Annotated in this window: 21 protein-coding genes and 1 pseudogene; 9 read left to right on the top strand and 13 right to left on the bottom strand. The window is 71.7% G+C overall.

What is annotated here, in order from left to right; all coding sequences use genetic code 11:
* Positions 1-319: 319 nt before the first annotated feature.
* Positions 320-1762 carry a sensor histidine kinase gene (locus tag ACLZN2_RS21045; RefSeq protein WP_416980580.1) on the bottom strand — a complete coding sequence of 481 codons (1443 nt, stop codon included), beginning with the start codon at positions 1760-1762 and terminating at the stop codon, positions 320-322.
* A gap of 5 nt (positions 1763-1767) precedes the next feature.
* On the bottom strand, positions 1768-2478 hold the full coding sequence (locus tag ACLZN2_RS21040; protein ID WP_416980277.1) for a response regulator transcription factor: 711 nt from the start codon (positions 2476-2478) through the stop codon (positions 1768-1770).
* Between the two features lie 135 nt (positions 2479-2613).
* On the opposite strand from ACLZN2_RS21040, the gene ACLZN2_RS21035 reads away from it, so the two are divergent.
* From ACLZN2_RS21035 to ACLZN2_RS21025, 3 genes are read left to right on the top strand one after another with little or no spacing between them, the layout of a single operon-like run.
* The gene (locus ACLZN2_RS21035; RefSeq protein WP_416980275.1) at positions 2614-3960 is read left to right on the top strand and encodes a ferric reductase-like transmembrane domain-containing protein; all 1347 of its coding nucleotides are present in this window, start codon (positions 2614-2616) and stop codon (positions 3958-3960) included.
* Between the two features lie 10 nt (positions 3961-3970).
* Positions 3971-4657 (top strand): FMN-binding protein, encoded by a 687-nt coding sequence (locus tag ACLZN2_RS21030; RefSeq protein ID WP_416980273.1) that lies wholly within the window; start codon positions 3971-3973, stop codon positions 4655-4657.
* Between the two features lie 2 nt (positions 4658-4659).
* On the top strand, positions 4660-5397 hold the full coding sequence (locus ACLZN2_RS21025; protein WP_416980271.1) for an FAD:protein FMN transferase: 738 nt from the start codon (positions 4660-4662) through the stop codon (positions 5395-5397).
* Between the two features lie 401 nt (positions 5398-5798).
* Here ACLZN2_RS21025 and ACLZN2_RS21020 read toward each other — a convergent pair whose 3' ends face one another.
* Both ACLZN2_RS21020 and ACLZN2_RS21015 read right to left on the bottom strand, forming a co-directional pair.
* Positions 5799-7916: an ArnT family glycosyltransferase gene (locus ACLZN2_RS21020; protein ID WP_416980269.1), complete on the bottom strand. Its 2118-nt coding sequence runs from the start codon at positions 7914-7916 to the stop codon at positions 5799-5801.
* Positions 7913-8809 (bottom strand): dolichyl-phosphate beta-glucosyltransferase, encoded by an 897-nt coding sequence (locus ACLZN2_RS21015; protein ID WP_416980267.1) that lies wholly within the window; start codon positions 8807-8809, stop codon positions 7913-7915. The genes ACLZN2_RS21020 and ACLZN2_RS21015 overlap by 4 nt, the downstream gene beginning before the upstream one ends.
* A 257-nt stretch (positions 8810-9066) precedes the next feature.
* Between ACLZN2_RS21015 and ACLZN2_RS21010 the strand changes: the two genes are divergently transcribed.
* The 3 genes from ACLZN2_RS21010 to ACLZN2_RS21000 are packed head-to-tail and all read left to right on the top strand — an operon-like array spanning position 9067 to position 11593.
* Positions 9067-10251, top strand: a complete 1185-nt coding sequence (locus ACLZN2_RS21010) for an ABC transporter ATP-binding protein (RefSeq protein WP_416980265.1) — start codon at positions 9067-9069, stop codon at positions 10249-10251.
* Positions 10248-10928 carry an ABC transporter permease gene (locus tag ACLZN2_RS21005; RefSeq protein WP_416980263.1) on the top strand — a complete coding sequence of 227 codons (681 nt, stop codon included), beginning with the start codon at positions 10248-10250 and terminating at the stop codon, positions 10926-10928. The genes ACLZN2_RS21010 and ACLZN2_RS21005 overlap by 4 nt, the downstream gene beginning before the upstream one ends.
* Positions 10925-11593, top strand: coding sequence for an ABC transporter permease (locus ACLZN2_RS21000; RefSeq protein WP_416980261.1), 669 nt, complete (start codon positions 10925-10927; stop codon positions 11591-11593). Before ACLZN2_RS21005 ends, ACLZN2_RS21000 begins: the two co-directional genes overlap by 4 nt.
* A 78-nt stretch (positions 11594-11671) precedes the next feature.
* Here ACLZN2_RS21000 and ACLZN2_RS20995 read toward each other — a convergent pair whose 3' ends face one another.
* The 4 genes from ACLZN2_RS20995 to ACLZN2_RS20980 are packed head-to-tail and all read right to left on the bottom strand — an operon-like array spanning position 11672 to position 16366.
* Positions 11672-12271: a GTP-binding protein gene (locus tag ACLZN2_RS20995; protein ID WP_416980259.1), complete on the bottom strand. Its 600-nt coding sequence runs from the start codon at positions 12269-12271 to the stop codon at positions 11672-11674.
* On the bottom strand, positions 12258-12707 hold the full coding sequence (locus ACLZN2_RS20990; RefSeq protein WP_416980257.1) for a DUF742 domain-containing protein: 450 nt from the start codon (positions 12705-12707) through the stop codon (positions 12258-12260). Before ACLZN2_RS20990 ends, ACLZN2_RS20995 begins: the two co-directional genes overlap by 14 nt.
* Positions 12708-12740: 33 nt before the next feature.
* Entirely contained in the window at positions 12741-13217 is a 477-nt protein-coding gene (locus ACLZN2_RS20985) for a roadblock/LC7 domain-containing protein (protein ID WP_059202334.1), read from the bottom strand.
* Positions 13214-16366, bottom strand: coding sequence for an ATP-binding protein (locus ACLZN2_RS20980; RefSeq protein ID WP_416980255.1), 3153 nt, complete (start codon positions 16364-16366; stop codon positions 13214-13216). The genes ACLZN2_RS20985 and ACLZN2_RS20980 overlap by 4 nt, the downstream gene beginning before the upstream one ends.
* A gap of 336 nt (positions 16367-16702) precedes the next feature.
* Between ACLZN2_RS20980 and ACLZN2_RS20975 the strand changes: the two genes are divergently transcribed.
* On the top strand, positions 16703-17662 hold the full coding sequence (locus ACLZN2_RS20975) for an ABC transporter substrate-binding protein (RefSeq protein ID WP_416980253.1): 960 nt from the start codon (positions 16703-16705) through the stop codon (positions 17660-17662).
* A gap of 10 nt (positions 17663-17672) precedes the next feature.
* Positions 17673-19349 (top strand): aromatic amino acid lyase, encoded by a 1677-nt coding sequence (locus tag ACLZN2_RS20970; protein WP_416980251.1) that lies wholly within the window; start codon positions 17673-17675, stop codon positions 19347-19349.
* 1 nt (position 19350) lies between these two features.
* Here the strand turns inward: ACLZN2_RS20970 and ACLZN2_RS20965 are convergent, their stop codons facing one another.
* Positions 19351-20721, bottom strand: coding sequence for a glycoside hydrolase family 43 protein (locus ACLZN2_RS20965; RefSeq protein ID WP_416980249.1), 1371 nt, complete (start codon positions 20719-20721; stop codon positions 19351-19353).
* 154 nt (positions 20722-20875) lie between these two features.
* Here ACLZN2_RS20965 and ACLZN2_RS20960 point away from each other — a divergent pair, with 154 nt between their 5' ends.
* Positions 20876-21331 carry an ankyrin repeat domain-containing protein gene (locus tag ACLZN2_RS20960; protein WP_416980247.1) on the top strand — a complete coding sequence of 152 codons (456 nt, stop codon included), beginning with the start codon at positions 20876-20878 and terminating at the stop codon, positions 21329-21331.
* Here the strand turns inward: ACLZN2_RS20960 and ACLZN2_RS20955 are convergent.
* The 4 genes and pseudogenes from ACLZN2_RS20955 to ACLZN2_RS20940 form a co-directional block, all read right to left on the bottom strand.
* Positions 21300-21902, bottom strand: coding sequence for a GTP-binding protein (locus ACLZN2_RS20955; protein ID WP_416980245.1), 603 nt, complete (start codon positions 21900-21902; stop codon positions 21300-21302). The genes ACLZN2_RS20960 and ACLZN2_RS20955 overlap by 32 nt on opposite strands.
* Positions 21889-22245, bottom strand: coding sequence for a DUF742 domain-containing protein (locus ACLZN2_RS20950; protein WP_416980243.1), 357 nt, complete (start codon positions 22243-22245; stop codon positions 21889-21891). Before ACLZN2_RS20950 ends, ACLZN2_RS20955 begins: the two co-directional genes overlap by 14 nt.
* A gap of 1 nt (position 22246) precedes the next feature.
* A complete protein-coding gene (locus ACLZN2_RS20945) occupies positions 22247-22681 on the bottom strand; it encodes a roadblock/LC7 domain-containing protein (RefSeq protein ID WP_416980241.1) in 435 nt (144 codons plus the stop codon).
* A gap of 11 nt (positions 22682-22692) precedes the next feature.
* Positions 22693-23144: pseudogene (locus tag ACLZN2_RS20940) on the bottom strand (histidine kinase); the annotation flags it as partial.

Here is a 23144-nt window from a genome sequence, read left to right as displayed (position 1 = left end):
GTGGGGAGGGGAACGGGGGAGAAGTTTCCCCTCCGGTGTGACGGCACGGTGTCCGGGAGCCGACGAGGTGCGGGCGGAGGGGCGACCGGGGTGCGGTGCGGCTGTGAGAGTTCTGCCCTGGCCGGCCACGGCTCATCCCGCGTGGTGGCGGTTCGCCGGGCCGCGGTCGGCCGCTCGAAGTGCCCCGGTCGGCGCGCCGGGCTGTGGCTCTCCACCGACCTTTCTTGTCGGGCACGGGAAGCCGAATCGCCGCCAGGGTGTTCCCTGCGTCTGTGGAGATACGGCGGTGAGGGGACCTCATGCCGTCGGGGAAGACCGCTCAGCCAAGTCCCAGCGGCAGGGTCAGCAGGAAGGCCGTCGTGTCCGGGTCCTCGGCCAGTTCCAGCGTGCCGCCGTGCGCCCGTGCCAGGGAGCGGGCCACCGACAGGCCGAGGCCGCTGCCGCCGCGGTCGCGGCTGCGGGCCTTGTCGACGCGGTAGAAGCGGTCGAAGACGCGGTCGCGGTCGCCGGGCGGGATGCCGGGGCCCCGGTCGGCGACCCGGACGCGGGCCGTGCCGGGCGAGGCCGAGACCTCGACGCTCACCGGGGTGCCGGGCGGGGTGTGCACGGCCGCGTTGGTGAGGAGGTTGTCCAGGACCTGGCGGATGCGGTGCGGGTCCATGCGCAGGGGGAGGGCGGCGGGGCCCGGGGCGAGCGTCAGGGGGTGGCCGGGGTGGCTCGCGCGGAACGCGTCCGCCGCCTGCTCCACCAGCTCCACCAGGTCGGCGTTCTCCATCCTGAGCGGGGTCTCCACCTCCGCCGCGTCCAGCCGGGCCAGCAGCAGGAGGTCGTCGAGGAGGACACCCATACGGGCGGCCTCGGCGCGCAGCCGGGCCAGATGCCTGTCGCGCTCCTCGGGGGCGTTGGCGGCCGCGTACTGGAAGAGATCGGCGTAGCCGCGTACCGACATCAGCGGGGTGCGCAGTTCGTGCGAGGCGTCCGCGACGAACCGGCGCAGCCGCTGCTCGGCCTGCGCGCGCACGGCGAGGGAGTCGTCGATGTGCTCCAGCATCGTGTTGAACGCGGTGCGCAGCTCCTCCACCTCCGGGCCGCCGCCGGGGCGGTCCGCGCGCAGGGGCAGCCGGGAGGCCGACTCGGTCAGATCGTGCGAGGCGATGCCGTGCGCGGTGTGCGCCATGTCGCTCAGCGGCTGCAGACCGCGCCGCAGCATGGCCCGCCCGAACACCACCAGGGCCGCCAGCGCCAGCACGAACGTGACGACCTGGATCGTGATCAGGTGCTGCACGGTGTTGTCGATGTCGTCCATGGGCGCGCCGCTGACCAGGACCACCCCCGGCTCCACCTCGCAGGCGCGCAGCCGGTACATGCCCTCGCCCCTGAGATGACCGGTGCGCACCATCTCGTGGTCGGCGACGGTCTGCGCCTGGGCCAGCGCCGTGAGGTCGTCGATGTCCTCGGGCACGTCGTCGGGGTCCTCGGGCTCGCGCAGCACGGGCGTGCCGTCCCGTACGTCGTACACGGCGTAGTACCAGCGGTAGTACTTCTTGCCGGCCAGGGTGCCGTAGTCGAGGAGGCTCTTGGACTGGGCGACCTGGGCGAGCGAGAGCTGCTCGTTGAGCTGGGCCGACAGATAGTCCCGCATGTAGGTCGTCAGGGCCGTGCCGACGACCGCGAACACCACGAGGGCGAGCGCGCCGAGGCCCAGCGCCAGCCGGGTGCCGAGCCGCATCCCGCGGTACGTCCGCCGCAGCCGGCGGAGCACGCGGATCACTCGGCCGCCTGCCGGATGGAGTACCCGAAGCCCCGCACCGTCTGGATCAGCGGATCGTCGCCGGTCGCGTCCAGCTTGCGGCGCAGCCGGCTCACCACCAGCTCCACCACGTTGGACCGGCCGCCGAAGCCGTACTCCCACACATGGTCGAGGATCTGCGCCTTGGTGAGCACGGTCGGCGACTTGCGCATGAGATAGCGCAGTACCTCGTACTCGGTGGGGGTGAGCGTCAGCAGCTTCCCGGCCCGGCGGACCTCGCGGGTGTCCTCGTCCATCGTGAGGTCCGCGACGCGCAGCACCGAGCGCTGGAAGCCGGGGCCCGCGCTGCGCCGCAGCACGGTCCGCAGCCGGGCCATCAGCTCCTCCACCGCGAACGGCTTCACGAGGTAGTCGTCCCCGCCCCGGGTCAGCCCCGCGACCCGGTCCGCGACCCCGTCCCGGGCCGTGAGGAACACCACCGGCACCATGGTCCCCGACTGCCGCAGCCGGTCGAGGACGCCGAAGCCGTCGATGTCGGGCAGCATCAGATCGAGCACCACGATGTCCGGATGGAACTCGGCGGCGCGGCGCAGCGCCTCCTCGCCGGAGTTCGCGGTGACCGCGGTCCAGCCCTCGTAGCGGGCGACCGTCGCCACGAGATCGGCGATCGGCGGGTCGTCGTCCACGACGAGGAGTCGTACTTTTTCCACCCGCTCATAGTGCGCCACGCGCCTCCCGGTGCCAGACCCGCGTCCCTCACCCACGTGGGATCGATAAACTCTTGAAAGTTGTACGACAGTAAACCGACAGCAAAGCACGGGGAAGCTCAGTGTTCTGAGGACCCGATCAAGGAGTTTCCGTCCGTGACGACCGTCCAGTCGCCTCCCGTTCCCCCCACGGCGATACGTCCCAAAGTAGTGGCCCGCACCGGCCTGTACGCCGTGCTGGCCGCGAACGCGGCCGTCGTGACCCTCTTCGCCGTCCAGGCCGGCTTCGCCTCCAACGCGCTCGTCGTGATCGGCCGGTTCGCCGGTCTGTACGGCGCGCTGCTGATGGCGTTCCAGCTGCTCCTGGTGGCCCGGCTGCCCTGGCTCGACCGCCGTATCGGCATGGACCGGCTGACCAACTGGCACCGCTGGACCGGCTTCGGCCTGCTGTGGACGCTGGTCGGGCACATGGTGTTCATCACCCTCGGCTACGCTGATTCTTCGGCGGACTCCTCCCTGGACCCGGTCAGCCAGCTCGTCGACCTCGCCGAGACCGTCGAGGGCGTGCTCCGCGCCACGGTCGCCATGGCGCTGATCCTGGTCGTCGGCGGCGTCTCCGCCCGCTGGGCCCGCCGCCGCCTCGCCTACGAGACCTGGCACTTCGTCCACCTGTACACGTACGTCGCCGTGGTGCTGGCCTTCACCCACCAGGTGGCGGTCGGTACGACGTTCACCGCGTCCTCCGCCGCCACCGCGTACTGGTACGGCGTGTGGACCGTCGCCCTCGGCTCCGTCGTCCTGGGCCGGGCGGTCCTGCCGCTGTGGCGCAACTGGCGGCACCAGCTGCGCGTCGAGAAGGTCGTCCCCGAGTCGGACAACGTCGTGTCCGTCTACATCACCGGCCGCGACCTGGACAGGCTGCCCGCCCGCGCCGGCCAGTTCTTCCTGTGGCGGTTCCTGACGAAGGACCGCTGGTGGCAGGCGAACCCCTTCTCCCTCTCCGCCGCCCCCGACGGCACCCGGCTGCGGCTGACCGCCAAGGCCGCCGGTGACGGCTCCGCGGGCCTGCGCCACATCAAACCCGGCACCCGCGTCTTCGCCGAGGGCCCCTACGGCGCCTTCACCGCGATGCACCGCACCCGTGCCGAGTCCCTCCTCATCGCCGGCGGCGTCGGCGTCACCCCCATCCGGGCGCTGCTGGAGGAGATCGACGGCCACGCGGTCGTCGTCTACCGCGTCGGCGGCGAACGCGACGCCGTCCTCTACGACGAACTGCGCGAGCTCGCCGCCGCCAAGGGCGCGGAGCTGCACCTGGTCACCGGGCCGCCGGTGCCGGACCGGCTGGCGCCGCGCGAACTGGCGGCCCTCGTCCCGGACATCACCGAGCGGGACGTCTTCCTGTGCGGGCCGCCACCGATGATGAACGCGGTGCTCGGCACCCTGCGCGAGCTCGACGTGCCCAAGCAGCAGATCCACTTCGAGCGTTTCAGCCTGGCGGGATGAGAGAGACGACGTGAAGCGAGCAATCCCCGTTCTTGTCCTGTCCGTGGCCGGCCTGATCCCCGTCTGGCGCTACGAACCGTCCACCGGCACCTCCACGGCCTCGTCCGCCGCCGAGGCGACCCCCTCCACCTCCTCCTCGGGCACCACCTTCACCGGGACGACCGTGACCACCGAGAAGGGCGACGTCCAGGTCCAGGTGACCTACGACGGCGACACGATCACGGCCGTCAAGATGCTCAAGCAGCCGAACCATCCGCAGACCACCGCGGCCGTGCCGAAGCTGATCTCGGAGACCTTGGAGGCGCAGAGCGCGGACATCGACACCGTGTCCGGCGCGACCCTCACGAGCGACGCCTACAAGGAGTCCCTGCAGGCCGCCATCGACCAGGAGGCGTCCGCCGCCTCGGCGTCCCCGTCGGCGTCGGCGACCTCCGCCTCGCAGGTGGTCGCGGGTCCCACCGTGACCACCGAGAAGGGTGACGTCCAGGTCCAGGTGACCTTCGAGGGTGACACGATCACGGCTGTGAAGATGCTGAAGCAGCCGAACCATCCGCAGACCACCGCGGCCGTGCCGAAGCTGATCTCGGAGACGCTGGAGGCGCAGAGCGCGGACATCGACACCGTCTCCGGTGCCACCATCACGAGCGACGGCTACAAGGAGTCCCTCCAGGCCGCGATCGACGCGAAGGGCGCCTGACCATGCACAGGGTCGAGCACGTCATGGGCTTCCCGGTCTCGCTGCGCGTCGACGACGAACGGGTCCCGGAGGGGATCGCCGACGCCGTCTTCGCCTGGCTGCGGGAGGTCGACGAGCGGTTCAGCCCCTTCAAGGAGGACAGCGAGGTGTCCCGGCTGGACCGGGGCGAGCTGTCCCCCGACGAGGTGAGCGCCGATCTCGCCGAGGTGCTCGGCCTGTGCGAGGAGTACCGGGTCGCCACCGGCGGCGCCTTCGACGTACGGCTGCCCGGCCGGGGCCTCGACCCCTGCGCGGTGGTCAAGGGCTGGTCGGTGCAGCGGGCGGCGGAGCTGCTGACCGGTGCCGGGCTCACCCGGTTCTGCCTCAACGCCGGTGGTGACGTGGTCGTCTCGGGCGGGCCCTGGCGGGTCGGCGTACGGCATCCTCAACTCGCCGACAAGGTCTGCGCGGTGCTGGAGCTGACGGACGCGGCGGTCGCCACCTCCGCCCGCTACGAGCGCGGCGACCACATCCTCGACGGCCGCACCGGTCTGCCCGCCACCGGCCTCGACAGCCTCACCGTCGTCGCCCCGACCCTCACCCTCGCGGACGCCGTCGCCACGGCCGCGTTCGCGCTGGGCGCGCAGGGCGTTCAGTGGGCGGCCGGTCGGGCGGGCTGCGAGGTGTTCGCGGTGGTCCCCGGGGGCGGCGTGCTGCGCACCCCGGGCTTCCCGACCGCGGGGGAGCGGGCCGTCGCGTAGGGCTTCTGCCGTCGGAAGCTCTCGACTTCCTCAAGTCGTGCTTGGAGTGCGGTCCGTGCGGGGCATCCCCCTGCCACACAGATCCGTGGCAACGGGAAACGGGGGCAGGAGAGATGGAATTCCTGGTGATCGTGGGGTTCGGGCTCGTCGTGATGTTCGTGGTCGGGGCCCTGCGCGGGACCGGCTCGTCGCGGCGTCGGGGTCGGCGCCGGGGCGGCTGGGGTGACGGCGGCGGGGGCGGCTGCGGTGGCGGTTCGTCCTGCGGGGGTGGCTCCTCCTGCGGAGGCGGGGGCGGCTGTGGGGGTGGCGGCGGAGGCGACTGATCCCCCGCGCCCCGGCACATGCCGACGGGCGGGCCACCGGAAGGAGTCCGGTGGCCCGCCCGTTTTCGGGGGAGGGGGTCAGCTGACGTCGGAGGCGTCCAGGCGGTACAGACCGCTGTAGTCGGAGACCGCCGTGCCGTTCTTCTTCACCCAGGTCGAGATCTCGGAGTTCGAGGAGCCCTGGCCGCTGTCGCTGATGACGATGTAGTGCAGCTTGCCGGACTTCACCAGGGACTTGAGCTTGGCGAGGGTCATCGCGTTGTCGCTGCCGGACCAGCCGCCCATCGAGATGACCGGCTCACCGGACTCCAGGATGATCGAGGAGGCCGTCTGGTCGGTGGCGACCGCGACCAGCCAGGTGGCGCCGTCCTGGTTCTTCTTGAGGTAGCTGATCATCGCCGAGCTGACCTGCGTGCCGCCGCCCATGCCGCCCCCGCCGCCGGTGCCGGTGCCGTCCGTACCGGACTCGGTACCGGATTCCGTGCCGGACTCGCTGGACGAGGAGCCGCTTCCGGAGGGGGCACTGCCGGACGGGGGCTGGCCCATCGACTGACCGCTGGAGCCGCTGGAACCGCTTGTCGAGCTGCTCGAACCGCCCGGACCGCCGTTGCCGCTCGGCCGCTGGCCGCCGCCCATGCCGCCACCGGTGCTGGGACCGGCCGTCGGGTTGGTGCCGTTGGTGCTGGAGGTCGCCGCCGAGACCGAGTAGGCCGCCGGACCGGCGAGCAGGGCCACGACCGCCGCGAGAGCCGCGACGCCCATCAGCCGGTGCCGCTTGGTGAAGCGGCCGGCCAGCAGACCGAGGACGGACAGCGTGCCCAGGGCGGCCACCACGATCTCCGCGACCGTGTACAGGGTGCCGGAGCCGGAGACCCGCTGGAGCAGGACGACCGCCCAGACCGTGCTCGCCGCGACGGCGGCCGGAAGCACCCAGGCCCACTTGACTGCCGCACCCTCACGGAAGGCCTTGTAGAGCATGACCCCGCCCGCACCGGCCAGGGCCGCGATACCGGGGGCCATGGCGGTGACGTAGTACGGGTGGAAGGTGCCCTCGGCGAGGGCGAAGGTCAGGTAGTGGAGGACGAACCAGCCGCCCCACAGGAGCAGCGCCGCACGCCTGGCGTCGGTGCGGGGCGCCCGGCCGCGCAGGGCCAGACCGGCCACGAGGGCGATCGCCGCGAAGGGGATCAGCCAGGAGATCTGGCCGCCCATGATCTCGTTGAACATCCGGTACAGGCCGGCCTCGCCGCCGAAGCCGGCGCCGTTGCCCTGCGAGCCCACCGAGGAGCTCGCGCCGAAGATCCGGCCGAAGCCGTTGTAGCCGATGACCAGGTCCCAGACCGTGTTGTCGGTGGAGCCGCCGATGTAGGGGCGGGAGGAGGCCGGGATCAGGTCGACGACGACCATCCACCAGGCGCTGGAGACGACGAGGGCGACCGTGCCGACGGCGAGGTTGCGGATCCGCCGGCCGAGGGTGGTGTTCGCGGCCCACAGGTAGACGAGGAAGAACGCGGGCAGGACGACGTACGCCTGCATCATCTTGGTGTTGAACGCGAAGCCGATCGCGACGCCCGACCACACCAGCGGCATCAGCCGGCCGGTGCGGACGGCCTTCAGCAGGGCCGCCGCGCCCAGCAGCATCAGCAGGACGAGGATCGGGTCGGGGTTGGTGTCCCGGGTGATGGCGACCGTGATGGGGGTGAGGGCGAGGGCCAGGGCGGCGATCGTGGCCGCGACCGGGCCGAAGTCCCGCTTGACCAAGCGGTGCAGCAGGGCCACCGAGCCGACGCCGACCGCCACCATCGGCAGCATCAACTGCCAGGTGCCGTACCCGAACACGCGGGCCGACAGGCCCATCACCCACAGGGCGAACGGCGGTTTGTCGACGGTGATGAAACTGCCGGCGTCCAGGGCGCCGAAGAAGAACGCCTTCCAGCTCTTGGTGCCGGAGTAGACGGCCGCGTTGTAGAAGGTGTTGCCGGTGATGGAGGACAGGTTCCAGGCGTACAGGGCCGTCGCGAGGACGAGGATCGCCCACAGGGCGGGGCGGGCCCAGCGCGGGTCGTCGGGGGCGCCGGTGAACAGACGGCGGGCGCGGGCGGCGAGGCCGGAGCCGGCGCCGTCGGCGGGTGGGGCGGCCCGGTGGCGGCGGCCGTCCTCCCGGACGGGGGCGGGCGGCGGGGCGAGGGTCGTCATGACGCGTACTCCAGGTGGGCGTTCGCCCCGGCGGGCCGGGCGGTGGGGACGGAGGGTGCGGAAGGTGCGGAGGGGGTGGAGGTGGCGGAGGTGGTGCGCGCGGCGGGCACCTGCGGGACGCTCGTGCGGCGTGGGACGGCGGGGATCCGGGTGCGGCCGGTGAGGGTGGAGCGGAGCATGCGGCCCATGCCCTTGAGGTCGTCGACGGCCGTGCGGACGATGTCGACCCGGCTGTCGGGGTCGTCGGTCCAGTCGACCGGGACCTCGTGGATGCGCAGCCCGTTGCGTTGGGCCAGGACCAGCAGTTCGGTGTCGAAGAACCAGGCGGTGTCCTCGATGTGCGGGGCCAGCGCCCGGAAGACGTCGGAGCGTACGGCCTTGAAGCCGCACTGCGCGTCCGAGAAGCGGGCGCCGAGACCGGCCTTGAGCAGGGTGTTGTAGGAGCGGGAGACGAACTCCCGCCTGGCGCCCCGGACCACGGCCGACTGCCGGTGCAGCCGGCTGCCGATCGCGAGGTCGCTGTGGCCGGACAGGAGCGGGGCGACCAGGGGCAGGAAGGCCTCGAGGCCCGTGGACAGATCCACGTCCATGTAGGCGACGACGTCGGCCGTGGACCGGGACCACACGTGCTTCAGGGCGCGGCCCCGGCCCTTCTCCTCCAGCCGCCGGGCGTGGACGTGGGGCAGACGCAGGGTCAGGTCGGTCGCCACGCTCCAGGTGGCGTCCGTGCTGGCGTTGTCCGCGATCGTGATGCGGAACGGGAACGGGAAGGACTCTTCGAGGTGTGCGTGGAGACGGCCGATGCTGTCGGCGAGGACGTGTGCCTCGTTGTACACCGGCACCACGATCTCGACCGACCGGCGCCGGACGCCTCCCGCGTTCGTTGCGTTCATGACCTTGACGATGGACGCCGTCTCTGGGGGATCCCTGAGCCGCTTCTGAGGGGAGGGTGAGAATCAGGGGACTCACAGGTTGCGCACAGAGGAGGAGCCCCGGATGCGCGAGATGGCTGTCCGGCGGCCTGTTTGAAGCGCGCCATACACCGGCCGAACTTCTGAAACACAACCGGTCTAGACTCTCCCCGCAACGGTCCGAACTCGTGTGGTCGAGAGCGGGCGGGAACGGCCAGACCCGAAGGGTGTTCGGCGTTTTGATACGGATAGATTCAGTCACCAAGCGGTACCCGGACGGCACGGTGGCGGTCGACGGGCTCTCCCTGGAGATACCGGACCGCGCGATCACCGTCCTCGTCGGCCCCTCCGGATGCGGCAAGACGACGACCCTGCGGATGATCAACCGCATGGTCGAGCCCAGCGAGGGAACCATCTGGATCGACGGCCAGGACAGCCGGCAGCAGCCCGTCAACACCCTGCGCCGATCCATGGGTTACGTCATCCAGAACGCCGGCCTCTTCCAGCACCGTACGATCGTCGACAACATCGCCACCGTGCCCCGGCTGCTCGGCTGGAGCAAGGACCGGGCGCGGGCGCGGGCCCGGGAGCTGATGGAGCGCGTCGGGCTCGACGCGTCCCTCGCCAGGCGGTACCCCTACCAGCTCTCCGGCGGCCAGCAGCAGCGCGTCGGTGTGGCACGGGCGCTTGCCGCCGATCCGCCGGTGCTGCTGATGGACGAGCCGTTCTCCGCCGTCGACCCCGTCGTCCGCAAGGGACTCCAGGACGAACTCCTGCGGATCCAGGACGAGTTGGGCAAGACCATCGTCTTCGTCACCCATGACATCGACGAGGCCGTCAAGCTCGGCACCATGGTCGCCGTCCTGCGCACCGGAGGCCGGCTCGCCCAGTACGCGCCGCCCGCCGAACTGCTGTCGAACCCGGCCGACGCCTTCGTCGAGGACTTCCTCGGCGCCGACCGCGGCATCCGCCGACTGTCCTTCTTCTCCGCGGCGGGACTCGATCTCCTCACCGCGCCGATCGTCGCCGTCGACGCCACCGCCGAGCAGCTCGCTCGCGCCGCCAAGGGCGCCCCGTACCTCCTCGTCACCGGCATCGACGGCAAGCCGCTCGGCTGGAGCGAGCCGGGCGCGCTGACCGCGGGGAGTATCGACACCGGTCAACTCCTGTCGTACGGACGGCCGTTCGTCGCCGGGGAGGACTCGCTGCGCTCCGCCCTCGACTGCGCCGTGCTCTCGCCCACCGGCTGGGCGGTCGCCGTGGACGACGAGGGCCGCGCCACCGGTGTCGTCTCCCAGACCGCCATCGCCGAGGCGATCCGCGGCGCGCACGAGGCCGGAACGGGAGCGGGCGACACCACCGCCACCACCGGCGCGGGCGCGGGCGACACGACCGGCGCGGGTGAGTCGAAGGCCCTGCGATGAACCGCTTCTTCGACATCCCCAGCGACCTCCAGCACGACTGGATCGGCCTCGTCGGGCTCCATCTGCGCGAGGCCCTGCTGCCCGTCCTCGGCGGCCTGCTGCTGGCCCTTCCGCTCGCCCAACTCTGCGTGCGGCTACGGTGGTTGTACCCGCCCGTGCTGTGGGTGACGACCGTGCTCTACGCCATCCCGTCGCTCGCCTTCTTCGTCGTCCTCATCGACTACACCGGCCAGACCGAACTCACGGTGATGATCCCGCTCACCGTCTACACCCTGGTCGTACTGGTCCCGGCGATCGTCGACGGCGTCCGCTCGGTGCCGCAGGAGACGCTCGCCGCCGCGACCGCGATGGGCTTCGGCCCCGTACGCCGGTACATCCAGGTCCAGTTGCCGATCGCGACGCCCGCGATCATCGCCGGGCTGCGGGTGGCGACGGTGTCGAGCATCTCACTTGTCAGCGTCGGCATGCTGATCGGCAACCAGGGCGCGCTCGGCAACCTGCTGCACGACGCCCAGATCTACAACCGCCCCGAACTCGCCTGGAACTCCGTGCTCACCACGGCGGCCCTCGCCGTCCTGGTGGACGCCCTGCTGGTCGGCGTACGGGTCCTGCTCACGCCCTGGATGCCGAGCGGCTCGGGCGCCACCCGCACCCGGAAGGAGGCCGCGGCCCGGTGAACGTCCTGAACTTCATCAGCTCCTTCTTCACCGACAGCGCCCACTGGTCGGGCTACGACGGCATCCCCACCCGGCTGCTGGAGCACCTGCAGTACTCCCTGGAGGCGCTCGGCCTCGCCGCCCTGATCGGACTGCCGATCGGCCTGGTCACCGGGCACTACGGCAAGGGCGGCAACACCCTCACCCTGATCGCCACCGCCGCGCGGGCCCTGCCCACCTTCGGTCTGCTGGTGCTCATCGTCATCATCGCCGGCTTCGGCATGCTGCCCGTGATGATCCCGCTGGTCGTCCTCGCCGTCCCGCCGATCCTCGTCACCACCTACGAGGCGGTGCGCTCCGTCGACCGCTCCCCGGTGGACGCGGCCCGCGGCATCGGCATGGCGGAGTCACGGATCCTGCTCCAGGTGGAGCTCCCGGTCGCGCTCCCGCTGATCCTCAGCGGGCTGCGTTCGGCGGCCATCCAGATCGTCTCCACGGCCACCATCGCCGCGTACGTCGGCCTCGGCGGCCTGGGCCGCTACATCGTGGACGGCCTCTACCAGCACGACTACGAGAAGGTGGTGGGCGGCGCAACTCTGGTGGCCGGCCTGGCGTTGGCCACCCTGGGTCTTTTCTGGGCGGTATCCCGGGTCGCGGTGTCACCAGGAGTGCAGCAGCGTACCTAAGGGGCGCGGGGAACTGCGCGACCAGCCACAACGGGCCCGCAGTTCCCCACAACCGCAGGTACGTACGTACGTACGTACCTACCCGCCGCTCCGGGCGAGCGCCTGCTCCAGCACCACCAGCAACGCGTCCCGCACGGACCCCCGCTCCCGCGCGTCGAACACGAGCACCGGGACCCCCTCGGAGACGTCGAGGGCCCAGCGGACCTCGTCGAGCGAGTGCTCGACCTTGCCGTCGAAGGCGTTCACGGCCACCGCGAACGGGATCTGCTTGTGCTCGAAGTAGTCCACGGCGGCATAGCAGTCGTCGAGCCGGCGGGTGTCGACGATGACCAGACCGCCGACCGCGCCCTCCACGATGTCGTCCCACATGAAGCCGAAGCGCTCCTGCCCGGGCGTGCCGAACAGATACAGCTTCAGCGTCGGGTCGATGGTGATGCAGCCGAAGTCCATCGCCACGGTGGTCGTGGTCTTGCGCGGGGTGTGGCTGAGGTCGTCCACCCCCGCCGCGACCTCGGTGATGGCCGCCTCGGTGGTCAGCGGCTCGATCTCGGAGATGGAGCCGACGGCGGTGGTCTTGCCCACGCCGAAGCCGCCCGCGATCACCAGCTTCACCGGGAGCGGCGGCCGTACGGCGGCCTGGCCGGCGGCCGTACGGGCGAGCGGTTCAGTCGGAGTCACGGAGTACCCCCCGGGAGTCGGGGATGGCCCGCAGGCCATCGATAACCCTGCGCAGGACGGATGCGTCGTGGGTGACGCCGGAGTCGGGCACGTGCACCGACAGCTGCCCCGCCGACCGCAGGTCCTCGGCGAGGACACGCACCACGTTCAGGTGCAGCCGCAGCCGTGCCGCGATCTCCGCGATGGACTGCGGCACGCGGCAGGCGGCGACGATGTCGTGCTGTTCGAAGGAGAGCCGGTCGAGCGCGTCGATGCCGTCGGTGGTCGCCACCAGCTGGGTCTCCACGGGCATCGGGCGGCCGGACGAGGCCTCGCCCGCGCCCGCGACCCGGCCCGCGGTGACCAGGAAGGGCCGTACGGCGGGCGCGGGGCCGACCGGGCCGCGCGGGACTGAGGGGTCCTCGCCGGCGCCGTGCGGGCTCTGGCCGTCCGCCATCGGTGTTCGCTTCCCTCTGCCGGTGGCCCGCGGTCAGCGGGTCCTGGTGGCGCCGACGCTGTTCTTCAGCTCCAGGACGAGCTGCGGGCTCAGCGCGGCACCGGCGCGGTTGGCGAACACGGTCATCTCGTAGGCGATGTTGCCCAGCTTGGCCTCCTTGTCGGTGACCACGCCGAGGACGGCGCCGCTGCCGATCGCGGAGACCAGGACGTGACCGCCCTCCAGATCGATGATGACCTTGTTCAGGCCGCCCAGGCCGTAGTTGCCGGAGGCGCCCGCCGCCAGGCTGGTGATGCCGGAGACGATCGCCGCGAGACGCTCGGAGTCGGCGTGCTCGCGCAGCTCCGACACCGCGATCAGCAGCCCGTCCGAGGACACCGCGATGGCGTCCACGACACCCGCGGTCTCGGTGGCGAAACGGTTGAGCAGCCAGGTGAAGTCGGCTGCGGCAGCCCGCAGATCGGTCGGAGTGGTGTCTCCGGTGGGAGTTCCACCTGTCGACGTGCTCACTGCTCGGCTCCTTCCGGAAGGTGGTTCTGGTGGTGCGCGGGGTTCCGGTGGTCGTCCGGGACCAGTCGGTCGTGCGGGCTGTGCGTGTCGTCGGGGAGCGTGAACGAGCCCGTGTCGCGGTGGGCGCGTTCCACGGCCTCCTCGAACTCCTCCAGCGCGTTGCGCACGGCGTCCGCGTCGGCGGGCCGCGCCGCCTGCCGCGCCATCGCGGCGGAGGCGTCCACGGTGGTCCGCAGAGTGGCCCCCCGCACCCGCCGCCGCAGCGGCCGGGCCCCGTCGACGGCGGCCGGACGCTCGACGCCGGGCCCGGTGACGGCGGTGCCGTCGGGGGTACGGGCGTGGGTCACGGGGGGCGCCGTTTCGGCGCCCGGCGTGGGGGTGACGGCGGGCGCCGCGATTGCCGTAGGCCCGTCGGACGCTGACGTCGGCGTCGGGGTGGCCGTACGTCTGTCGGCCGACGCGGTGGACGGGGTCGTGTCGCGCCCGTCGGACGCCAGGATGCCGGTCGGTGAGGTGCCCGGCGCGGCGGTGTCGCGGGACGCGCCTGCGGTGTCCCCGGCCGCAAGGCCGTGTCCGGTGGACGTCGGGCTCCCGGTCGGCGAGGTGCCCGATGCGGCGGTGTCGCGAGACGTGCCCGGGGCGCCTTCGGCGGCAGGGCTGCGTCCGTCGGATGTCGGGATGCCGGTCGGTGCCGTGGCCGGCGCTGCGGTGTCGCGGGACGTGCCCTCGGCCGCAAGGCCGCGCCCGTCGGGCGTCGGGACGCCGGTCGGCGAGGTGGCCGACGCGGTGGTGTCGCGTGACGGGCCCTCGGCGCCCTCGGCCGCCGAGCCGCGTCCGGCCGACCTGCTGGTGCGGCGCGGGAGCGCGGGGGTTCGTGTGCCGGGCTCCTCGGGGGTACGGCTGTGAGTCGCCGAATCCGGGGAGGTCCCGTCGGTCGCCGAATCCGGGGAGGTCTCGTCGGTCGCCGTCGCCGGGGCGGGGTCGCGCTCGGCCCAGGAGGGCTGTTCGCGGCGCGGGACCCGGCGGGGGAGGGAGGCCGAGTCGTCGCCCGTGGGCGAGGTCGCGGCGGCGGTGGTGGGGCCGGTGGCGGGGGCCGACGGGGCCGGGAGGGGCTGAGCGGTAGCGGTAGTGGCAGCGGCAGTGGCGGTGGTGGCCGGCACGCCGATCCCGCTGAGCGTCAGCAGCAGCGTGGACGGGATGCGGACCTCGGCCGTCACACCGCCGCCCGGCGTACGGGACAGGGTGACGTCGACGTCCCAGCGGCGGGCCAGCGCACCGACCACGAACAGACCCAGCACCTTCGTCGGCACGAGGTCGAGCCGCTCACGGCGCACCAGCCGCGCGTTCTCCTCGGCGAGCCGCTCGGCGCTCATGCCGAGGCCGTGGTCGGACACGGCGATCGACGCGCCGTCCTGGTCGGAGCCGACCCGCACCTCGACCGGGCTGCCCTCCGGCGAGAACGACACGGCGTTCTCCAGGAGTTCGGCGATCATCAGCGTCAGGTCGCCGACGATGTCGGGCTCCACGACGGCCTCGCCGCGGGCGTACAACTGCACCCGCTGGTAGCCCTCGATCTGGCCGAGCGCCGCGCGCACCACGTTGGTCAGCTCGGTCGGACCGGAGTCGAGGACGGTCTCGCGGATACCGGCCAGCAGCATCAGGCTGTCGGCGTTGCGGCGCAGCCGGACCGCGATGTGGTCGATGGAGTAGAGCCGCTCCAGCAGCGCCGGGTCGGTCTCCCCGCGCTCCACCCAGTCGATCAGGGCGAGCTGGCGGGTGGTCAGGTTGGAGACACGGCGGCCGACGTTGCCGAACATCTCGGCGACGTTGCGCCGGCTGAGCACCTGGCGCTCCAGCAGCGCCGCCGCTGTCGTCTGCACGTTGTTGAAGGCCTCGGCCAGCTCACCGATCTCGTCGTCCGCCGTGACCGGCAGTTCGCGCAGCCGCGGGGAGCCGGTCTCCTCGGCGTCGTCGTCGGCGACCCGCGCGAGCTCGCGCCCGGCGACGTCGGCGACCTCCTGCGCGGCACCGGTCAGCGCCAGCACCGGGCGCACCACGGAGCGCCGTACGAGGATGGAGAACGCGATCCACAGGGCGAAGCAGACCAGCGCCAGGTTGAGCAGCAGACCGGCCCGCCACTGGGCGCTGACGGACGCGTCGTCGGCGCGGTCGGCGATCTGGTCGATCAGCGAGGTGGTGATCTTCAGCCGGGTCTCGGACTGCGCGCTGTACGCGGGGTAGGAGTCGATCGCCGCCCGGAACGCCCTGCGGATCTGCGCCTTGGAGCCGACCTGCAACGCGCTCGGGTCGACGGCGAGTTCGGCGAAGTGCTGGCTGATGGAGGCCTGCGAGGAGTTGTGCTCGATGCCGCCGAGCTCGTCGGCCTGCGCGTCCGAGGCGAACCGGCCGAAGCGAACGGCCTGGTAGGTGTACAGCTCGTAGGAGCCGACCGCGCCGGTGTACTCGATGAGCGCGTTGCTGTCGCCGGTACGGGCGGAGAACACGCCGGTCTCGTAGGCGCCGTGGGCGGCGTCGGCGCGCAGCAGCGAGTCGAGCAGGTTGCCGGTGAAGGTGCTGGCCAGGTTGGAGTCGCGGTCCAGGCCCAGCCCGTCGATGACGGCGTCCGAGGCGCCGGAGTACGCCGGGTCGATGTTGTCGGCGGGCAGATAGCCCTGCTCGATGGTGGTCCGCAGGCCCGCCAGACCCTCGATCTCGCGCAGTGCCTGCGCCTCGCTGTCCGGCAGCCGGTCGCCGAAGGCGTCGACCACCTTGCGGACCTGGGCGTCCACGGCGAGCTGGGCCTGCCGGTAGGCGTCGGTGGAGGGCGTGCCGCCGTCGAACGACGCCTGGTGGCGCACCGAGAGCAGGATCGCCTGCTGGTGCTCGTCCTGGAGTTCGGCGACGAGCCGGGCCACCTGGGTGCTGTCGCGCACCAGCTGGGCGGCGTCCTCGGCGCGGTTGGACTCCCGCACCAGTTCGGTGAAGAGGTAGGCCAGCATCAGGGCGATGACCCCGAGCGGGATGCCGACGAGCAGGTTCAGTTTGCGCTGGAAGGGCCACCGGTCGGCGAAGCCCCGCAGACCCCGGCGTACGGACGACGGTGCCGAAGTCGTTGACCGGGCGGGCGCGTCCACCTCTTTCGTGGACACCAGGCCTCCTTCGAAGGGGTCTTGCGGGCGTGCCGGGCCGTGTTGGCGCGCTGTGGCCGGTGCCGACTCCGGCGACGATATCGCTTCTCTGATCGATCGAGACGTCGCCCTACGTCAAGAATCCATTACGAAGAGCCCCTTAAACCTCCTGCAAACCTCCAGGAAGAGCCTTCAAACGCTACGCAACTGATCACGAATCGAAGCGAATCGGTAACGGGGCCGCGCTTGACTGATGAAGAAGCGGGTGGATTGGATCAGGCCAGGCTGCAGAGCCTGTGACACAGGCTCTCACCGCCCGTCAGTTCCTCATCGCCCCCCAGAGCTCGGAACGGAACCGTGACTTCCAACGCCCACAGCAGCAGGTCCAGGTCCCTCAGGAACACCGGCGCGGCGGCCGTCGCGCTCACCGCGGCGACGGCCCTGCTCGCAGGATGTGGCTCCTCCGACGACAAGTCCGACCCGCTCGCCGGAGACAAGGCGGAGGGCGGGACCGTCGTCGTCGGCTCGAACAACTTCGCCGAGAGCATCCTCATCGCCGACATCTACGGCGAGGCCCTGAAGGCCAAGGGCATCAAGGTGTCCTACAAGCCCAACATCGGCAGCCGCGAGACCACGTACGGCCTGCTCAAGAACGGTTCCATCACCGTTCTGCCGGAGTACAACGGCTCGCTGCTGGCCTACCTCGACGCGAAGGCCGAGCAGAAGTCCCTCGCGACCGTGAACGCCGCCGTCAAGGCCAAGCTCGACTCCAAGCTGACGCTGCTGGAGTCCTCCCCGGCCGAGGACAAGGACTCCGTCACGCTCAACAAGGCGACCGCCGACAAGTACAAGCTCACCTCCGAGTCCACCCTCGCCGACCTCAAGGACATCGCGCCCGACCTGGACCTCGGCGGCTCGCCCGAGTTCCAGACCCGGCAGCAGGGCATGGTGGGCCTGGAGTCGGTGTACGGCCTGAAGTTCAAGTCCTTCAAGGCGCTCGACGCCGGCGGTCCGCTGACCCAGGCCGCGCTGAAGAAGAACACCGTGCAGGCCGCGGACATCTTCACCACCGACCCGACCATCACCAAGGAAGGGTTCGTCGTCCTCCAGGACCCGGAGAACCTCTTCGGCTTCGCGAACGTGACGCCCCTCGTCTACAAGAGCGGGCTCTCGGACGAGGGCGTCGACGCGCTCAACGCCGTCTCCGCCAAGCTCGACACCAAGACCCTGCTGGACCTGGACTCCCAGGTGCAGCTGGAGAGCAAGGACCCGCTCGACGTCGCCAAGGCCTGGCTGAAGTCCGCGGGCCTCGACTGACGTTCCTTCCTTGGCAACGCCTTACGACCCCCCGCCGGTCCTCCTGACCGGCACCGGCCTCACCGTCGGCGAGCTGATCGCGCTCGCCGACGGTGAGGCCGTGCCCGCCGTCGCCCCCGAGGCCCGGGAACGGGCCGTGCGCTCCTGGCGGGCCGCGCAGCGTCTCGCCGCCGAGGGACGGCTGTACGGCCGTGGCACCGGCGTCGGCGCGCACCGCTCGGTGACCGTCGACGAGGGCGACGAGACGGCCCACGGCCTGCGGCTGCTGCGCAGTCACGCGGGCGGCGCCGGCGCGCTGCTGCCCGCCCGTCAGGTCCGGGCGATGCTCGCCGTCCGCGCCAACCAGCTCCTGGCCGGCGGCTCCGGTATCCAGCCCGCGTTCGTCGACGCCCTCACCGAGGCACTGCGCCTCGGCGTGCACCCCGCGGTCAACGAATACGGCGGCATCGGCACCGGCGACCTCACCGCCCTGGCCCAGACGGGCCTCACCCTGATCGGCGAACGCCCCTGGGTGAACGCCGACCCGCCCCGCCCCCCGGACGCCGGCACCGCGCACACCGCCCCGCCCGGCCCCCCGGACGGCGACCTCTTCGACTCGGCCGGCACGGCCTGGCGCGTCCCCGACCGCCCCGTCCCCGACGCCGGAATGGTCGGCTGGCCCAACACCTCCTGGCGAGACCCGGGCCCGGGCCCTGACCTGGACCCGGCCCCGGACACCGTGCGCACCGCGCCCGCCGAACCCGGCACCCTCCCCGCCCCCGTCACCCTGCAGCCCGGTGACGCGCTCGCCCTGCTCAGCAGCAACGCGCTCGCGCTCGGCCAGGCCGCGCTCGCTCAGCACGGGCTCGATGTGCTGCTGCGGGCCACGCACGCCGTGGCCGCGCTCTCGCTGGCGGCGGTGGGCGGGTCGGCGGAGGGGTACGCGGCCGCCGTGCACGCGCTGCGGCCGTACGAGGGGGCCGCAAGGGCCGCGAGGGAGGTGCGACGGCTGCTGGGGATCGGAGCGGACGGGGCGCCCGGTCGGCGGATCCAGGATCCGTTCGGGTTCCGGGCCTTCCCGCAGGTGCACGGCTGTGCCCTGGACGCCTCGGAACGGCTGCGCACGATCGTCGAGGTGGAGGTCAACTGCCCCTCCGAGAACCCCCTCGTCGCCGCCGACGGCACCACCGCCCACCATCACGGCGGCTTCTTCGCCGCGCCCCTGGGCCTCGCCCTGGACGCGGCCGACCTCGCCCTGCTGCAGACCGCGCAGCTCTCGGTGGCCCGGCTGGCCGCCCTCGGCGACCCGGACCTCACCGGTCTGCCCGGCTTCCTCGCCACCGGACCCGCGAGCAGCTCGGGCATGATGATCCTGGAGTACACCGCCAACTCCGCGCTCGCGGAGCTGCGTTCGTGCGCCGCGCCCGCCTCGGCCGGGCACGCCGTCCTCTCGCACGGTCTGGAGGAGGCCGCCAGCTTCGCGGGCCAGGCCGCCCGCCAGACCCTCCGGGCGGCGGAGGCGTACGGCACCGTCCTCGCCTGCGAACTCGTCACCGCCGTACGGGCGTTGCGCCTTCGACCGGTGCCGCCGCCTGTGCCCGCCTTCACGGTGGCGACGGCCGTCCTGCCCCTCGGCACGGACGACCGCCCCCTGACCCCGGACATCGCCGCCGCGGCCGAACTGCTGCCGCGGCTGGCGGAGTTGTGACTCAGTAACCCACGTAGAACGTCGCGTCCTGCTGGGCGGTCGACGTCGAGATCGGGTCGATGCGCAGGACGTAGTTCGAGTGCCGGATGTAGCGGGTGGGGTTGTTGTACGAGCGGAACGACGACCAGGTCGAGTCCGCGAGGCCCGCCGTACGGTAGAAGGTCGCGTCCCCGGCGAAGGTCGACGTGCCGTCGTTGACGTCCAGCTGCAGCTGGTAGTTGTAGTGCCGCAGGTAGCGGGTCGGGTAGTTGACCGACCGGAAGGAGACGCCCGAGCTGTCCGCGAGGCCCGGGACGATCGTCCACAGCGAGTCCTTGTACGGCTCGACCGGGTACTCGTCGATGCGGCCGACGTAGTTGGAGTGGCGGACGTAACGCGACGGGTAGTTGTAGGACTTGAGACGGTTCCAGGCGGGCGCTCCCCAGTAGGACAGCAGGTTGTCGTACTGGGTCGTGGTGATCGTCGAGACGCCGCAGTGCTTGGAGTTGACCGGCTGGGTGTACGTCTTCTGGTCCAGCGCGGTCCAGGTGCCCGCCGAGAGGTCGCTGGACTGCCAGGCGTAGAACACTCCGTTGGGGGTGTAAGTGTCGCCCCAGAGCCACCAGGTGCCGGACGACAGGGACTTCACCAGGGTCGGCGCCTCGGTGCCGCCGTGCGCGACGCCGGTGGAGAACTCCGTGAAGCTGCCCGGGTCGAGGGTGGTGGAGCGGGCGCCGACCAGGGTCTGGTTCTTCTTGAAGTAGAGGTAGTTGACCCCGTTCACGCCCACGGCCATGTCGCCGTCGATCACGTCGTAGCCCGGGTCGAAGAACACCTGCGGGGCCGAGGCCGTCACGAAGTCGCTGGTGTAGTTCACCATGATGACGTTGTGGCCGCTGCTGTTGACCGCGGAGTAGATGAGCGCGTACTGGCCCCGGCTCGCGTCCCAGAACGCCTCCGGCGCCCAGCTGTGGGTGTTCATGTCGTGCAGCTTCAGCCGGTGGTAGCCGGTGAAGGTGCGCAGGTCCGTGGAGTTCCACACGTGCACGTACTGGCTGACGTAGGTCCAGTCGGTGCCCTTGAGGTCGGTGGCGAGCACCACGAAGGTGCCGTCCTGCTTCTTCAGGATGAACGGGTCGCGCAGCCCCAGCGCGCCCTCGGTCGGCGTGACCACCGGGTTGTTCTGGTTCAGCGGCGTCCAGCGCAGCGCGTCCGTGCTGACGGCCAGATGGAGGCCGTAGTCGGTGCCGTCACCGAGGTTGGTCGATTCGGTGAAGTAGCACATCACGTACGCCGAGTCGGCCGCGTGGGCCGCCGGGGTGCCGAGCGTGAGGGCGAGGGGCACGGAGGCCGCCGCGCCGAGGAAGAGGCGGCGGGAGGGGTTGGGGGTCATGTGCTCTCCACGGGGATGCGGGTGCCTTGTCGAAATCTCGAACAAGGTTCGATGAGCCGATCAGAAGGTAGGGGTGTGAGCGGAGCGGGTCAATCACTGTGACAGGAAAAACTCCTGTGAACTCCTCGCCCCGGCACGGCTATCCTCGGCGGCGGTGAACAGAAGACGGCGCAAGAAGCTGAGCAACAGCCTTGTCGGGGCGGTCCTGTCCGGCGAGGGCGAGCGCGTCGACCGGCTGCTGCGGGCCGGCGCCGACCCCGCCGCCCCCGATGCCGACGGGACCACTCCCCTCTACACGGCCTGTGTCCAGGGCTCGGCCGCCGTCGCCCGCAGGCTCCTGGAGGCCGGCGCACCGCCCGACGCCGAGAGCGCGGGGCTTGGTGCCGAGGGAACTCCTCTGTGCGCGGCGGCCTGTTGGGGCCACACCGAGACGGTCCGGGTCCTGCTCGCCCATGGCGCCGACCCCGCCCTCCGCGAGGACCGCGGCACCGGCTGGACCCCCCTGCAATGGGCGGAGCGGGGCCCCTACCCGGAGACGGCCGACCTGCTGCGGGCCGCGATCGCCCGCCGGGAGGCTCTCAGCGGGCAGGAGGGCCCGACCCCAGGGTGACCTCGGCGATCACCCGGTCGATCAGGGCGATCAGCACCTCCCGGCACGACTCCCGCTCCCGCGCGTCGCACAGCAGCACCGGGACGCCCTCCGGCAGCGCCAGCGACTCCCTGATCTCGTCCGCCGGGTACGGGTGCTGTCCGTGGAAGCCGTTGACCGCCACCACGAAGGGGATCCGCCGGCGCTCGAAGAAGTCGATCGCCGCGAAACTCGACTCCGGCCGGCGCACATCGACCAGCACCACCGCCCCCAGGGCGCCGACGGCCAGGTCGTTCCACATGAACCAGAACCGCTGCTGCCCTGGGGTGCCGAACAGATACAGCACCAGGTCGTCGCCGATGCTGATCCGGCCGAAGTCGAGGGCCACGGTGGTGGAGCGCTTCTCCTCGATGCCCTTCAGATCGTCGATCTCCAGACCGGCGACGGTCAGCGGCTCCTCCGTGCGCAGCGGGGCGATCTCGCTGACCGCCCCGACCATGGTGGTCTTGCCGACGCCGAAGCCGCCGGCGATGAGGATCTTCACCGTGTCGGGCGCCGTGACCGCGCCTGCGGTGGGCTCAGAGCCGGCCAAGGCCGTCCCTCACTTTCTCCAGCAGGTCCAGGTCCGCGGCGCCGGAGACGGAACGGGGCGGCCGGGCCGTGATCAGGCCCGCCTCCAGCAGATCGCAGAGCATGATGACGACCACGCTCACCGGCAGGTCGAGATGGGCCGCGAGCTCCGCCACGGCCACCGGACGGGCGCTCAGCCGCAGGATCCGGGTGTGTTCCGGCTGCGGCCGCGCGGCCCGATCGGGCGGCGGATCCACCGCCGTCACCGTTGTGATGAGCGTGAAATCGGCTCGGCTGGGCCGGGTACGCCCACCGGTGAGGGTGAACGGCCTGACAAGTCGGCCCGCTTCGTCGCCTTGGCTCACCTCACCCGCCGTTGCCGCGGACGGCGGGGCCGATGCCGGTCCGCGGCGCCGCGCTCAGGTGCTCGCCGATCTTCTTCACCAGCATGTTCATCTGGTACGCGACCACACCGACGTCCGCGTGCGAGCCGGCCAGCACGACCAGATGGGCGCCGGGGCCCGCCGCGGTGAGGATCAGATAGCTGTTGGCCATCTCGATGAGCGCCTGGCGCACCGGACCGCCGCGGAAGTCCATGCTGACGCCCTTGCTCAGGCTCATCAGGCCCGAGGCGGTCGCCGCGAGCCGCTCGGCGTCCTCCCGCAGGAACCCGGTGGACTTGCTGACCACCAGCCCGTCCTCGGAGAGCACGACGGCCTGGTTCACATCGGCCACCCGGTCCACGAGGCCGGTGAGCAACTGGTCGAGCTGGGTGTTCGTGGCGGGGATGGAGTGTGTCATCGCGGTGTCCTTCATGAGCGGTCGGCGGGCGGGGTGGGGGTCTGGGGGGCGCCTGCGGCGGTGACCGCCGGCTCAGCCGGACCGGGCGGCGGTACGTCGGCGTCGTCGCGTGCCTGCAGCGTCCCGCGCTGGAAACCGGCGAGGGAAGAGGCCGCGCGCTCCGCGGTGAAGTCGTCGGTGAAACCGTCCTCCTCGCAGGGCGGCGCCTCCTCGCGCAACTCGGCGGCAAGACTGGTCTGCGGAACCCGACGCGGCAACGGACGCAGCCCGCCCGGCCGGGGGGAAGCGGAGACACGCGCCTGGGCGTCGGGCTCGGCGTCCGCCTCGGTGCCCGGCTTGGTGCCCACCGGGGGCGGTGAGGCGTCCGCCGGGGATGGTGTGGCGTCCGCCGGGGGCGGTGAGGTGTCTGCCAGGGATGGTGTGGCATCTGCTGGGGATGGTGTGGCGTCCGCCGGGGGCGGTG

Source organism: Streptomyces sp. T028 (assembly GCF_048159505.1).
Lineage (GTDB): Bacteria > Actinomycetota > Actinomycetes > Streptomycetales > Streptomycetaceae > Streptomyces.
Note: the sequence above shows the minus strand (reverse complement) of the source record. Positions and strands in the feature narration are given on the sequence as shown.

Coding starts and splice junctions, on each gene's coding strand:
- ACLZN2_RS21025 (WP_416980271.1), top strand. CDS start 4,660: ATGCACAGGGTCGAGCACGTCATGGGCTTCCCGGTCTCGCTGCGCGTC.
- ACLZN2_RS21020 (WP_416980269.1), bottom strand. CDS start 7,916: ATGACGACCCTCGCCCCGCCGCCCGCCCCCGTCCGGGAGGACGGCCGC.
- ACLZN2_RS21015 (WP_416980267.1), bottom strand. CDS start 8,809: ATGAACGCAACGAACGCGGGAGGCGTCCGGCGCCGGTCGGTCGAGATC.
- ACLZN2_RS21005 (WP_416980263.1), top strand. CDS start 10,248: ATGAACCGCTTCTTCGACATCCCCAGCGACCTCCAGCACGACTGGATC.
- ACLZN2_RS20990 (WP_416980257.1), bottom strand. CDS start 12,707: ATGGCGGACGGCCAGAGCCCGCACGGCGCCGGCGAGGACCCCTCAGTC.
- ACLZN2_RS20965 (WP_416980249.1), bottom strand. CDS start 20,721: ATGACCCCCAACCCCTCCCGCCGCCTCTTCCTCGGCGCGGCGGCCTCC.
- ACLZN2_RS20945 (WP_416980241.1), bottom strand. CDS start 22,681: ATGACACACTCCATCCCCGCCACGAACACCCAGCTCGACCAGTTGCTC.